This window comes from Halopseudomonas sp., from assembly GCF_036960865.1.
GTDB lineage: Bacteria > Pseudomonadota > Gammaproteobacteria > Pseudomonadales > Pseudomonadaceae > Halopseudomonas.
The window spans coordinates 231,309-243,922 of the sequence record NZ_JBALWE010000004.1; the positions used below are offsets into that span (position 1 = coordinate 231,309).

Below are 12,614 nucleotides of genomic sequence, written 5' to 3' on the forward strand. Positions count from 1 at the left end.
TCGATGGCGGACCACGCAGCACAACTGGCCAGCGGTGCCAGTCAGTTGGGGATCGATCTGCAAGCGCAGCAAAGCGACAAGCTGCTCGCCTACCTTGGCCTGTTGAACAAATGGAACAAGGCCTACAACCTGACTGCTGTGCGTGACCCGGATGAAATGGTCAGCCGACATCTGCTCGACAGCCTGAGCATACTGCCGTTTGTCGAGGGTGAAACCTGGCTGGACGTGGGCAGCGGCGGCGGTATGCCCGGGGTGATTCTGGCCATCATGTGCCCCGACCAGCATTTCAGCCTGCTCGACAGCAATGGCAAGAAAACCCGCTTTCTGACCCAGGTCAAACTGGAGCTGGGGCTCGATAATCTGCAGGTATTCAATTGTCGGGTAGAAGCACTCGAAGTCGATAAACCCTTTGCCGGCATCACCTCGCGTGCCTTCAGCGCGCTCGGCGATTTTGTCGACAAGACCCGCCAGCTGGGTAATGCAGAAACTCGCTGGCTGGCGATGAAAGGCGTGTATCCTGAGGACGAACTGGCGGCAATGCCGGTCGACTTCACGCTGGAGCGTAGTGCAGAATTGTCGGTCCCCGGTTGCGTCGGCCACCGGCATCTGCTGATACTGCGTCGCACGGATCAGGGTTAATCGTAAAGGAGGTCAATGTGGGCAGGGTTTTGGCAGTGGCCAACCAGAAAGGCGGTGTGGGTAAAACCACCACCACCATCAATCTTGCCGCCTCCCTGGCTGCGACCAAGCGCAAAGTGCTGCTGATCGACCTCGACCCGCAGGGCAATGCCACCATGGGCAGCGGCATCAACAAGGCCGATCTGGACAATTCCGTTTACGAGCTGCTGACCGGACGCTGCGAGTTCGACGAAGCCTTACAGCGCTCCGAGCATGGCGGCTATGATTTGCTGCCCGCCAACGGCGATCTGACCGCCGCCGAAGTTGAACTGATGAACATCAAGATGAAGGAAAGTCGGCTGCGCTACGCTCTGGTCAAGGCGCGCACCCAGTACGACTTCATCCTCATCGACTGCCCGCCATCGCTGAACATGCTGACGGTCAATGGTCTGGTCGCCGCCGACGGTGTGATCATTCCGATGCAATGTGAGTACTACGCACTCGAAGGTTTGTCGGCACTGGTCAATACCATCAGCCGCATTGCTGCGGTGCTCAACCCCTCACTGCAGATCGAAGGGCTGTTACGCACCATGTACGACCCGCGCAACAGCCTGACGCTGGATGTCTCCGCGCAGCTCACCGCGCATTTTGGCGACAAGCTGTACCAGACCGTGATTCCGCGTAACGTGCGTCTGGCCGAAGCCCCCAGTTTTGGTATGCCGGCGCTGGCCTACGACAAGCAGTCGCGTGGCGCAGTAGCCTATCTGGCGCTGGCCGGTGAGCTGGTACGACGTACTCGACAGGCAGCCAAAGCGGCAGCCGTGACAGATTTGAACGAATAACCAACAAGGACACTACCGGCATGGCGGGCAAGAAACGCGGCTTGGGACGAGGACTGGATGCACTGCTAGGGCAGGGCAACACCACCGACGGTGCGAGCAACAACCAGGATCAGCAACTCAAGGAACTGCCGGTCGACCTGATTCAGCGCGGCAAGTATCAGCCCCGCCGTGACATGGATCCGCAGGCGCTGGAAGAGTTGGCAGAGTCCATCCGCGCCCAGGGCGTCATGCAGCCGATTGTCGTGCGTGCTATTGGTGATGAAAGATACGAGATCATCGCCGGTGAGCGTCGCTGGCGCGCCACCCAACTAGCCGGACTCGACACCATACCGACGGTGATCCGCGATGTGCCCGATGAAGCAGCCATCGCCATGGCGCTGATCGAGAATATTCAGCGCGAAGACCTCAATCCGATCGAAGAAGCCATCGCCCTGCAGCGGTTGCAGCAGGAGTTCGAGCTCACTCAGCAGCAGGTTGCTGACGCGGTGGGCAAAAGCCGTGTCAGCATTACCAACCTGCTGCGCTTGACCAGCCTGCCCGACGATGTCAAAACCATGCTCGAACGTGGCGATCTGGAAATGGGGCATGCTCGGGCACTGCTGGGTCTGCCAGCCGAACAACAGACCGCCGCCGCACGTCAGGTGGTTGCCAAAGGACTGACCGTTCGTCAGACCGAGGCGCTGGTGCGCCAATGGCTCAATCCTCGTCGTGATCCGGGTCAGCAGCGTCTCAATCCCGACGTCGAGCGTCTGCAACAGGACCTGGGCGAACGTTTGGGTGCCGAGGTCAAACTGCAACACGGTGCCAAGGGCAAAGGGAAACTGGTGATCAGTTACAGCTCACTGGATGAGCTCGATGGCATTCTTGGGCATATCCGCTAAGCTCCCCTGATCCTTTGCTGTCGTCCCAAGGCCTTGCCTTGGGTCAATAATTATTACAAAACATGACCGTAAAATGAGGGTATTTCAGCCTCGACCACAAGATGTAGTGGCCGGACGGCAAGCACAACCAAGTGAACGCAAACTCCCGCGAACTTCAGTCATCATGCGCCTTCGCGGGGGGGAGAGCGGCCAGCGTTTTGTTGATTCAGGGCAGGCGAACACATATAATCACCGGCGCTTTACGGGTAGCCCGGTAATTCGAAACAGACACGCAGCGTCCGGCGGGATGATCAGAGCAGTTATGACGACAATGAAGACCAATGCCATTCGTCGTCCCCCGCTAGGCAAATGGTTTGCGTTCCAGGCTGGCGTAATTCTTTTAATGGGGCTGGTTTTCTGGATTAAAAGCCCCGTGGCGGCCTATTCCGCCCTGCTGGGAGGCATCATTTTCTTCCTCCCCAATGTGTATTTTGCGCTGAAGGCTTTTCGCTACAGCGGTGCGCGTGCTGCGAAGCAGATAATGGGATCATTTTACAAGGGTGAGACAGGCAAGCTCATTCTTTGCGCCATCCTCTTTGCGGTGGTGTTCAAAAGTATTAAGCCGTTAGACGTATCGGCACTGTTTCTAACATTTGCGATCATGCTGGTTACCAACTGGCTAACACCGGTAGTTTTCGGTGGTAAAGCGCAGCAAAGCTAAAGGACCTGAGAGAACGATATGGCAGGCACCGCATCAGAGTACATCAAGCACCACCTTCAGAATCTGACCTATGGGAAGCTCCCGGCTGGCTATGAGCGCGCCGACGGCAGCGTTCTGGAAAATGCCACCTGGACCATGGCACATGGCGCGCAGGAAGCGTCCGACATGGGCTTCATGGCGATTCACGTGGATACCATGGGCTGGTCGATCTTCCTAGGTGGCCTGTTCCTCTTTCTGTTCCGCATGGCGGCCAAGAAAGCCACTTCCGACACCCCCGGTGGCTTGCAGAACTTCGTTGAAATGATGGTCGAATTTGTCGATCAGAGCGTCAAGGAAACCTTCCACGGCCGCAACAAGGTCATCGCCCCGCTGGCACTGACCATCTTCTGCTGGGTCTTTTTGATGAACCTCATGGACCTGGTGCCGGTAGACTTCCTGCCGCAGCTGTTCCACCTGGCCGGCGTTGAGTACATGAAGGTCGTGCCGACTACTGACGTGAATGCCACCTTGGGCATGTCGCTGTCGGTCTTTGCACTGATCATTTTCTACAGCATCAAGGTCAAGGGCGTCGGTGGTTTTCTTGGCGAACTGACCCTGCATCCGTTCTCTTCCAACAACATCTTCCTGAAGGTGCTGTTGATTCCGGTCAACCTGTTGCTCGAAGGCGTCAGCCTGCTGGCCAAGCCAGTCTCTCTCGCATTGCGACTGTTCGGTAACCTGTACGCCGGTGAGCTGATCTTCATCCTGATCGCCCTGCTGCCCTTCTGGGCACAGTGGGCACTCTCCGTGCCATGGGCTATCTTCCACATTCTGATTATCACGTTGCAGGCGTTCATCTTCATGATGCTGACCATCGTGTATCTGAGTATGGCGCACGAAGACGGCCACTGAGTTGGCGCAAACGATTTAGTTTTAACCGAAAACCCACAACTTGAAATTAACTGAAACTGGGAGCTTTAAATGGAAACTGTAGTTGGAATGACCGCGATTGCCGTAGCACTGCTGATTGGCCTGGGCGCACTGGGTACTGCTATCGGCTTTGGTATCCTGGGTGGCAAATTCCTGGAAGGCGCAGCGCGTCAGCCAGAAATGATCCCCATGCTGCAGGTCAAAATGTTCATTGTCGCTGGTCTGCTTGACGCCGTAACCATGATCGGCGTTGGTATTGCTCTGTTCTTCACCTTTGCCAACCCCTTCATTGCCCAAGTTGCTTAAGGTGCTCGCCGGCAACGGCGGCTCCGACTTGAAGGTATTGAATACGATAGGCAAGAGGTGAAGACGTGAACATTAATTTGACGATACTGGGTCAAGCTATCGCGTTCTTCATCTTCGTGGTGTTCTGCATGAAGTATGTATGGCCTCCGGTCATCACTGCTCTGCAGGAACGCCAGAAGAAGATCGCGGATGGTCTTGCAGCCTCTGATCGGGCGGCCAAGGATCTGGAGCTGACGCAAGAAAAGTCGGCCCAGGAACTGCGTCACGCCAAAGAGCAGGCAGCAGCACTGATTGAGCAGGCCAACAAGCGTGCCAACCAGATTGTTGAAGCCTCCAAAGAGGATGCTCGCAAGGAAGGTCAGAAGATTCTGGCGCAGGCTCAGGCAGAAATCGAGCAACAGCGAGTCAAGGCCAGAGATGCTCTGCGCACTGAAATCGCTGCTATCGCTGTCGCCGGTGCCGAGAAGATTCTGGAAACTTCTGTCGATGCTGACAAGCACGGCGACATGCTGAACAAGCTGGTAGCCGAACTCTAAGCGAGGTCATCATGGCAGAACTGATTACGCTGGCCCGTCCCTACGCCAAAGCGGCATTTGAGCGGGCAAAAGCCCAACAAGCGCTGGCAGAGTGGGATGAGTTGCTGACGGCCGCCGGTCAAGTGGTGGCTGATTCAGCAACTCGACAGCTGCTGACCAATCCGGGTATTGCGGAACAGAAGAAGGCGGAGTTCATCCTCGAATGCACCGGTAAAACGGCCAGTGAGGAACAACGCAACTTTCTGATGATTCTGGCGGAAAATCGCAGGCTCGCCCTGTTTCCCGAGATTGCAACGCTTTTCAACAGCTTCCGAGCTGATCTTGAGCGCACCATCGACATCAATGTGAGCTCGCCGTTTGAGCTGACTGAAGAACAGCAGCAGAAGCTCGCCCAGGCACTGTCAAAGAAACTCGATCGCAATGTACAGATCGAGACGACACTGGACACATCATTGATTGGTGGATTGGTTGTTCGCACCGGCGACTTGGTTATCGACGCCTCTGTACGCGGAAAGCTGACCAAACTGGCCGAGTCATTGGGCTCCTGATTTCAGCATAAGGTTTTGAGGATAAAGGCATGCAACAACTGAATCCATCAGAGATCAGTGACATCATCAAGAAGCGGATCGAGCAGCTCGATATCTCTTCTCAGGCACGTAACGAAGGTACGATTCTTTCCGTATCTGACGGTATTGTGCGGATTCACGGTCTCGCCGATGTTATGTACGGGGAAATGCTTGAATTCCCTGAAGGCGTTTACGGTATGGCACTTAACTTGGAGCAGGACTCCGTAGGTGCCGTGATTCTGGGTGATTACCTGAATCTGGCCGAAGGCATGACCGTCAAGTGTACCGGTCGCATCCTGGAAGTCCCGGTAGGTCCGGAACTGCTGGGTCGTGTGGTCAACACTCTGGGCGCTCCCATTGACGGCAAGGGCGAAATCAACGCCACTACTACTGATGCCGTCGAGAAGGTTGCGCCGGGTGTGATCTGGCGTAAGTCCGTTGACCAACCTATTCAGACTGGTTACAAGGCGGTTGACGCGATGGTACCGGTAGGTCGTGGCCAGCGTGAGCTGATCATTGGTGACCGTCAGACCGGTAAAACCGCCATGGCGGTTGATGCGATCATCAACCAGAAAGGTTCCGGCGTTAAGTGTGTATACGTTGCTGTTGGTCAGAAGCAGTCGACCATCGCCAACGTGGTACGCAAGCTGGAAGAGCACGATGCCATGGCGCACACCATCATCGTCGCCGCTTCTGCTTCCGACCCGGCTTCCCTGCAGTTCCTGGCTCCCTACGCCGGCTGCACCATGGGTGAGTACTTCCGTGATCGCGGCGAAGACGCTCTGATCATTTATGACGATCTGTCCAAGCAGGCTGTTGCCTACCGTCAGATTTCCCTGCTGCTGCGTCGTCCGCCGGGCCGTGAAGCCTATCCTGGTGACGTGTTCTATCTCCACAGCCGTCTGCTGGAGCGCGCTTCCCGCGTTTCTGAAGAATGGGTCGAGAAGTACACCAATGGCGCCGTAACCGGCAAGACAGGTTCCCTGACGGCGCTGCCGATCATCGAAACCCAAGCCGGTGACGTATCTGCCTTCGTACCGACCAACGTGATCTCGATCACCGACGGTCAGATCTTCCTGGAATCCAACCTGTTCAACTCCGGCGTTCGTCCGGCGGTTAACGCGGGTGTATCGGTATCCCGGGTAGGTGGTGCAGCGCAGACCAAGATCATCAAGAAGCTGTCCGGTGGTATTCGTACCGCACTGGCTCAGTTCCGCGAACTGGCGGCTTTCGCCCAGTTTGCTTCCGATCTGGACGAAGCGACCCGCAAGCAGCTTGAGCACGGTCAGCGTGTTACCGAACTGATGAAGCAAGACCAGTATGCGCCCATGTCTGTTGCCGAAATGGGCATCAGCCTGTTCGCTGCCGAGAAGGGCTTCCTGACCGATGTCGAGCAGGCCAAGATCGGTGCTTTCGAGAAAGCCATGATCGCCTACTTCAAGTCTGAGCACGCAGCACTGCTTGCCAAGATCAACGAGAAGGGCGATTACAACGACGAGATCGAAGCCGGCATCAAGTCTGGCATCGAGAAGTTCAAGGCAACCCAGAGCTGGTAAGCCGAAGGCGGGATGTAGCGATGCTGCATCCCGCATCGTGCGATCCGGCCAAGGGCAAACCTGGAAAGGTGTGACATGGCAGGCGCAAAAGAGATTCGCGGTAAAATCGCGAGCATTAAAAGTACGCAAAAGATCACCAGCGCCATGGAAAAGGTGGCGGTCAGCAAAATGCGCAAAGCACAACAGCGCATGGCTGCCAGCCGTCCCTACGCTGAGCGTATCCAGCAGGTGATTGGCCATTTGGCCAACGCCAACCCCGAATATCGCCATCCGTTCATGCAAGAGCGTGAAGTCAAGCGGGTGGGTTACATCGTGGTCAGCACGGATCGTGGTCTGGCGGGTGGCCTGAACACTAACCTGTTCAAGGCCCTGGTCAACAGCATGAAAGAGTGGCGTGACCGCAACGTTGAAACCGAGCTGTGTGTGATCGGTAGCAAGGGCGCTTCCTTCTTTCGCAGCTACGGCGGAAACGTTGTCGCGGCCATCAGCAACCTGGGCGAAAAGCCCGCGTTGAGCGATCTGATCGGCAGCGTCAAGGTGATGCTTGATGGCTATAACGAAGGTCGCATCGACCGTCTGTACCTGGTCTCCAACGGCTTCGTCAACACGATGGTTCAGCAACCCAAGGTGGAACAGATGATTCCGCTGGTGCCCTCCGATGACGAGGAAGCACAAAAGGGTACCTGGGACTATCTGTACGAGCCCGATGCCCGGGAACTGCTGGACGGCCTGCTGGTTCGTTATATCGAATCTCAGGTGTACCAGGCAGTGGTCGAAAACAACGCCTGTGAGCAAGCCGCGCGGATGATCGCAATGAAGAATGCGACCGATAACGCCGGTGAGATCATCGACAGTCTGCAGCTTATCTACAACAAAGCTCGTCAGGCAGCGATCACTCAGGAAATTTCGGAAATCGTCGGCGGCGCCGCCGCGGTTTAACGGTAACGGTTTCAACCATTTAGAGGAACCAACAAATGAGTAGCGGACGTATCGTTCAAATCATCGGCGCCGTCATCGACGTGGAATTCCCACGCGAAGACGTGCCGAAGGTGTATGACGCGCTGCAAGTGACTGACAAGGGCCTGACCCTGGAAGTCCAGCAGCAACTGGGTGATGGCATCGTACGTACCATCGCCATGGGTACCACCGAAGGTGTCAAGCGCGGTCTGACCGTCGCCAACACCGGTGCCAACATTTCCGTGCCGGTCGGGATCAAGACTCTGGGCCGTATCATGGACGTGCTGGGCAACCCGATTGACGAAGCTGGCCCGATCGGCGAAGAAGAGCGCTGGGGCATTCACCGCCCTGCGCCGAGCTACGACGAGCAGGCAGGCTCCAACGAGCTGCTGGAAACCGGCATCAAGGTTATCGACCTGATCTGCCCGTTTGCCAAGGGCGGTAAGGTTGGTCTGTTTGGTGGCGCCGGTGTGGGCAAGACCGTAAACATGATGGAGCTGATCCGCAACATCGCCATCGAGCACAGCGGTTATTCCGTATTTGCCGGTGTAGGTGAGCGTACTCGTGAAGGTAACGACTTCTACCACGAGATGAAGGACTCCAACGTACTGGACAAGGTTGCCCTGGTATACGGTCAGATGAACGAGCCGCCGGGTAACCGTCTGCGCGTAGCACTGACCGGCCTGACCATGGCTGAGAAGTTCCGTGACGAAGGTCGTGACGTACTGTTGTTCATCGACAACATCTACCGTTACACCCTGGCCGGTACCGAAGTATCCGCACTGCTGGGCCGTATGCCTTCTGCAGTAGGTTACCAGCCGACACTGGCTGAAGAGATGGGCGTTCTGCAGGAGCGTATTACTTCTACCAAGACTGGTTCGATCACCTCGATCCAGGCGGTATACGTACCTGCCGATGACTTGACTGACCCCTCGCCAGCCACCACCTTCGCTCACCTTGATGCGACCGTGGTACTGTCCCGTGATATCGCTTCCCTGGGTATCTACCCTGCGGTTGACCCGCTGGATTCCACTTCTCGTCAGCTGGATCCGCTGGTTATCGGTCAGGAGCACTACGACTGTGCCCGTGGCGTCCAGTATGTACTGCAGCGCTACAAAGAGCTGAAAGACATCATCGCGATTCTGGGTATGGACGAACTGTCCGAAGAAGACAAGCAACTGGTAGCCCGCGCTCGTAAGATCCAGCGCTTCCTGTCGCAGCCGTTCTTCGTTGCCGAAGTCTTCACTGGTGCCCCAGGCAAGTACGTGTCGCTGAAAGACACTATCCGTGCCTTCCAGGGCATCCTCAATGGTGAGTTTGACCACATGCCGGAACAGGCGTTCTACATGGTCGGCACCATCGACGAAGCGATCGAGAAAGCGAAGAAAATGTAATGGGTGCGTCCCCGCAAGGGGACGCAAAACCGAGGCGAAACAATGGCTATGACAGTGCACTGCGATATCGTAAGCGCGGAAGAAGAGCTGTTTTCAGGCCTGGTTGAGCGCGTGATAGCACACGGTAACCTGGGTGATCTGGGCATCATGCCCGGTCACGCACCGCTGCTGACCGACCTCAAGCCGGGTCCCGTTCGGGTGATCAAGCAGGATGGCAGTGAAGAGGTGTTCTACATCTCTGGCGGCTTCCTGGAAGTTCAGCCCAGCGTGGTCAAGGTGCTTGCCGACACGGCTCTGCGTGCCGGTGACATCGACGAAGCAGCTGCTCTGGAAGCAAAGAAAGCCGCAGAAGCGGCGCTCAACGAGAAGGGTGCCGAGTTCGATTACGGTTCGGCTTCTGCTCGTCTTGCCGAAGCGGCGGCGCAATTGCGCACCGTGCAGGAACTGCGCAAGAAATACGGCGGACCGGCGACCAACAATCGCTGAGTTCGTGGGCAATGAAAAGGGCAGCTTAGGCTGCCTTTTTTATTGGGCCGCTAACGCGGGGGCGTTTATCGGCCTTTGCTGGCACCCGTGGAACGGCAAGTGCGGTGAACAGGCGCCGAATGCTGACCAGCCTGGTCACTCTCACTTTTGTTATCATCCTCCGAGTTCATCGCCACTACAGGACGTTTTCAATGAATCTGCACGTTGTCATCCTTGCTGCTGGTCAGGGCACCCGCATGCGTTCTTCGCTCCCCAAAGTGCTGCATCCGGTGGCTGGCAAGGCCATGCTCGGCCATGTAATTGACTGCGCGCGGGCGCTGTCGCCGCAGCGTATACATGTGGTGGTGGGGCATGGTGCGCAGCAGGTTCAAGAGGCGCTGGGCGCGCCTGACCTGAACTGGGTGTTGCAGCGCGAGCAATTGGGAACAGGCCACGCGGTGGCGCAGGCGCTACCGCATACCGATGGCGCCGATCAGATTCTGGTGCTGTACGGTGATGTGCCGCTGCTGCAAGCGACGACGTTGCAGCAGCTTAGCCAACAGGCAGGGACCCAGGCGCTCGGCTTGCTGACGGTCAACATGCAGGATCCTACGGGTTACGGTCGCATCCTGCGGGACGCCGCAGAGCGGGTGCAGGCCATTGTTGAGCAGAAGGATGCCACCGCAGAACAGCTGCGGATCACCGAGGGCAACACCGGCATCATGGCGTTACCCGGCACCCGCACTGCCGCGTGGCTGGGCAGCCTGTCGAACCAGAACGCCCAGGGCGAGTACTATCTGACCGATGTGGTAGCCCTAGCTGTGGCCGAAGCCATCCCGGTTGAGGTCGCACAGCCGGCTACTGAACAGGAGGTGATGGGCGCCAACAATCGCCAGCAGCTGGCCGTGCTGGAACGCGAATACCAGTCACGCCAGGCGTTGCGTTTGATGACTGCCGGGGTCACCCTGGCCGATCCGCACCGGGTGGATGTGCGTGGCGAGCTAACGGTTGGCCAAGACATCAGTGTTGATATTAACGTGGTGTTTGAGGGCCGCGTGGTCATTGGCGATAACGTGACCATTGAAGCCAACTGTGTGATCCGCGACTCGGTTATCGCTGCCGGCAGCCATATCAAGGCCTTCAGTCACCTGGAGCAGGCCGAGGTAGGGGAAAGCTGCGATGTAGGGCCTTATGCGCGCCTGCGTCCCGGCACCCGGCTGGCCAGAGGCGCCAAGATCGGCAACTTCGTGGAAACCAAGAAGGCGCTTATCGGCGCTGGCTCGAAGGTGAACCACTTGTCTTACATTGGCGATGCCGAGGTGGGCCGCGATGTGAATATCGGTGCCGGCACCATCACCTGCAATTACGATGGCGTCAACAAGCACCAGACGCGCATCGAAGACGGCGCGTTCATCGGCACCAATACCGCACTGGTCGCACCTGTAACTGTGGGTGCCCAGGCAACCACAGCAGCGGGGTCTACCATTACTGCGGATGTACCAGCCGATAGTCTGGCAGTAAGTCGTGCCCGGCAGCGCAACATCAGCGGCTGGAAGCGCCCGCGAAAGGACTGAACTACTGATAGAGGCACCCCGTAAAGCGGATAAGCAACATCTATCGAAGGCTGTTCTATATTCAGGAGATGTCTTTATCCGAGCCGGAGGTGCTTTCACATGCTTGCACAACTGTCTTCAACCCTCGGTGGGCTCCAGTTGCCCCTGCGTATCAGCCTTGCTGGCAGCGGCAGCCTTGATCTGGGGCCCGATCCACGCGTTACCCTGGAGATTCAGGACCCCGCGCTATTGCAGGAATTGACCCACCCCACACTCGACAAGCTTGGGGAAGCCTTTATCCAGCAGCGTTTGAACATCCGCGGCGCCATCATGGATGTGATTGCTGTGGCTGATCGGCTCAGCAAGTCACTGCTCGGCGATGCACCCGAAAGTGCGCCGGAACGGTCTGCCCACGACAGGCAAAGCGACGCGGCAGCGATTTCCTACCACTACGACCTCTCCAACGACTTCTATGCGCTCTGGCTTGATCCGGAGATGATCTACTCGTGCGCCTATTTTCATGACCCGGACGATTCCCTGGCCAAGGCGCAGATCCAGAAGCTGGATCATCTCTGCCGCAAGCTGCGGCTAAAGCGGGGCGAGCGTTTGCTTGATGTGGGCTGTGGCTGGGGTGGCCTGGCGCGCCATGCGGCACGCGAATACGGCGTTAGCGTTTACGGTATAACCCTGAGCAAGGCGCAGCTGGAACTGGCTCGTGAGCGGGTGCGGGAGCAGGGCCTGCATGATCAGGTACAACTCGAGTTGCAGGATTACCGCGATCTCAAGGGGCATGCAGCCTTCGATAAGGTTGTGAGTGTCGGCATGTTCGAACACGTAGGTCACGCGAACCTGAATCGCTATTTCGCCATCCTGCACGACCAGGTCAAGCCAGGCGGACTGGTGATGAATCATGGCATCACCGCCAAACACACCGACGGGCGTCAGGTGGGCCGCGGAGCGGGGCAATTCATTGGTCGTTACGTGTTTCCACATGGCGAGCTGCCGCACCTGGCGATGGCGGTCAGCAGTATGAGTGATCAGGGGCTGGAGGTGGTGGACGTGGAAAGCCTGCGCCTGCACTATGCTCGCACGCTGGAACATTGGAGCGCCAACCTGGAAATACAGCTGGAGCAAGCCAGCCAGTACGTGGATGATCGAGCCCTGAGAATCTGGCGCGTGTATCTGGCTGGTTGCGCCTACGGCTTTGCCCGGAACTGGATGAATATTCATCAGATACTGGCGGTAAAACCCTTGGAAAGCGGTCAGCATTACCTGCCCTTGACCCGGGCTGATCTGTACCGGTGAGCGTTTGTTGATATAGCCTGAGGCCA

At 57.3% G+C, this 12,614-nt stretch carries 14 protein-coding genes; all 14 read left to right on the forward strand.

Annotated elements, in window-relative coordinates:
- Positions 1–3: 3 nt before the first annotated feature.
- The 14 genes from rsmG to cfaB all read left to right on the forward strand — a co-directional run bounded on the left by rsmG (position 4) and on the right by cfaB (position 12,588).
- Positions 4–639, forward strand: a complete 636-nt coding sequence (rsmG, locus tag V7747_RS07435; protein ID WP_335615418.1) for a 16S rRNA (guanine(527)-N(7))-methyltransferase RsmG — start codon at positions 4–6, stop codon at positions 637–639.
- Positions 640–656: 17 nt separating this feature from the next.
- Positions 657–1,460 (forward strand): ParA family protein, encoded by an 804-nt coding sequence (locus V7747_RS07440; RefSeq protein WP_335615419.1) that lies wholly within the window; start codon positions 657–659, stop codon positions 1,458–1,460.
- Between the two features lie 20 nt (positions 1,461–1,480).
- A complete protein-coding gene (locus V7747_RS07445; RefSeq protein WP_335615420.1) occupies positions 1,481–2,341 on the forward strand; it encodes a ParB/RepB/Spo0J family partition protein in 861 nt (286 codons plus the stop codon).
- Positions 2,342–2,651: 310 nt separating this feature from the next.
- Positions 2,652–3,041: a F0F1 ATP synthase subunit I gene (locus V7747_RS07450; RefSeq protein ID WP_231701939.1), complete on the forward strand. Its 390-nt coding sequence runs from the start codon at positions 2,652–2,654 to the stop codon at positions 3,039–3,041.
- Positions 3,042–3,059: 18 nt separating this feature from the next.
- A complete protein-coding gene (gene atpB, locus V7747_RS07455; RefSeq protein WP_335615421.1) occupies positions 3,060–3,932 on the forward strand; it encodes a F0F1 ATP synthase subunit A in 873 nt (290 codons plus the stop codon).
- 69 nt (positions 3,933–4,001) lie between these two features.
- Positions 4,002–4,256 (forward strand): F0F1 ATP synthase subunit C, encoded by a 255-nt coding sequence (gene atpE / locus V7747_RS07460; protein ID WP_092287006.1) that lies wholly within the window; start codon positions 4,002–4,004, stop codon positions 4,254–4,256.
- Between the two features lie 65 nt (positions 4,257–4,321).
- The gene (locus V7747_RS07465) at positions 4,322–4,792 is read left to right on the forward strand and encodes a F0F1 ATP synthase subunit B (protein WP_092287008.1); all 471 of its coding nucleotides are present in this window, start codon (positions 4,322–4,324) and stop codon (positions 4,790–4,792) included.
- An 11-nt stretch (positions 4,793–4,803) separates the two neighbouring features.
- Complete coding sequence (locus tag V7747_RS07470) at positions 4,804–5,340, forward strand: F0F1 ATP synthase subunit delta (protein WP_335615422.1); 537 nt, start codon at positions 4,804–4,806, stop codon at positions 5,338–5,340.
- Positions 5,341–5,369: 29 nt separating this feature from the next.
- The gene (gene atpA / locus V7747_RS07475) at positions 5,370–6,914 is read left to right on the forward strand and encodes a F0F1 ATP synthase subunit alpha (RefSeq protein WP_335615423.1); all 1,545 of its coding nucleotides are present in this window, start codon (positions 5,370–5,372) and stop codon (positions 6,912–6,914) included.
- A 75-nt stretch (positions 6,915–6,989) separates the two neighbouring features.
- Positions 6,990–7,853 carry a F0F1 ATP synthase subunit gamma gene (gene atpG / locus V7747_RS07480; RefSeq protein ID WP_335615424.1) on the forward strand — a complete coding sequence of 288 codons (864 nt, stop codon included), beginning with the start codon at positions 6,990–6,992 and terminating at the stop codon, positions 7,851–7,853.
- A 35-nt stretch (positions 7,854–7,888) separates the two neighbouring features.
- On the forward strand, positions 7,889–9,265 hold the full coding sequence (atpD, locus tag V7747_RS07485) for a F0F1 ATP synthase subunit beta (protein ID WP_092287016.1): 1,377 nt from the start codon (positions 7,889–7,891) through the stop codon (positions 9,263–9,265).
- A gap of 42 nt (positions 9,266–9,307) precedes the next feature.
- A complete protein-coding gene (locus V7747_RS07490) occupies positions 9,308–9,751 on the forward strand; it encodes a F0F1 ATP synthase subunit epsilon (protein WP_335615425.1) in 444 nt (147 codons plus the stop codon).
- Positions 9,752–9,942: 191 nt separating this feature from the next.
- On the forward strand, positions 9,943–11,304 hold the full coding sequence (glmU, locus tag V7747_RS07495) for a bifunctional UDP-N-acetylglucosamine diphosphorylase/glucosamine-1-phosphate N-acetyltransferase GlmU (protein ID WP_335615426.1): 1,362 nt from the start codon (positions 9,943–9,945) through the stop codon (positions 11,302–11,304).
- Between the two features lie 99 nt (positions 11,305–11,403).
- Positions 11,404–12,588: a C17 cyclopropane fatty acid synthase CfaB gene (gene cfaB, locus V7747_RS07500; protein WP_335615427.1), complete on the forward strand. Its 1,185-nt coding sequence runs from the start codon at positions 11,404–11,406 to the stop codon at positions 12,586–12,588.
- Positions 12,589–12,614 lie beyond the last annotated feature (26 nt).

Excerpts from the sequence above, each read along its gene's own strand:
- rsmG (WP_335615418.1), top strand. The coding sequence starts at position 4 with ATGGCGGACCACGCAGCACAACTGGCCAGCGGTGCCAGTCAGTTGGGG.
- V7747_RS07445 (WP_335615420.1), top strand. The coding sequence starts at position 1,481 with ATGGCGGGCAAGAAACGCGGCTTGGGACGAGGACTGGATGCACTGCTA.
- V7747_RS07450 (WP_231701939.1), top strand. The coding sequence starts at position 2,652 with ATGAAGACCAATGCCATTCGTCGTCCCCCGCTAGGCAAATGGTTTGCG.
- atpB (WP_335615421.1), top strand. The coding sequence starts at position 3,060 with ATGGCAGGCACCGCATCAGAGTACATCAAGCACCACCTTCAGAATCTG.
- atpE (WP_092287006.1), top strand. The coding sequence starts at position 4,002 with ATGGAAACTGTAGTTGGAATGACCGCGATTGCCGTAGCACTGCTGATT.
- V7747_RS07470 (WP_335615422.1), top strand. The coding sequence starts at position 4,804 with ATGGCAGAACTGATTACGCTGGCCCGTCCCTACGCCAAAGCGGCATTT.
- atpA (WP_335615423.1), top strand. The coding sequence starts at position 5,370 with ATGCAACAACTGAATCCATCAGAGATCAGTGACATCATCAAGAAGCGG.
- atpG (WP_335615424.1), top strand. The coding sequence starts at position 6,990 with ATGGCAGGCGCAAAAGAGATTCGCGGTAAAATCGCGAGCATTAAAAGT.
- atpD (WP_092287016.1), top strand. The coding sequence starts at position 7,889 with ATGAGTAGCGGACGTATCGTTCAAATCATCGGCGCCGTCATCGACGTG.
- V7747_RS07490 (WP_335615425.1), top strand. The coding sequence starts at position 9,308 with ATGGCTATGACAGTGCACTGCGATATCGTAAGCGCGGAAGAAGAGCTG.
- glmU (WP_335615426.1), top strand. The coding sequence starts at position 9,943 with ATGAATCTGCACGTTGTCATCCTTGCTGCTGGTCAGGGCACCCGCATG.
- cfaB (WP_335615427.1), top strand. The coding sequence starts at position 11,404 with ATGCTTGCACAACTGTCTTCAACCCTCGGTGGGCTCCAGTTGCCCCTG.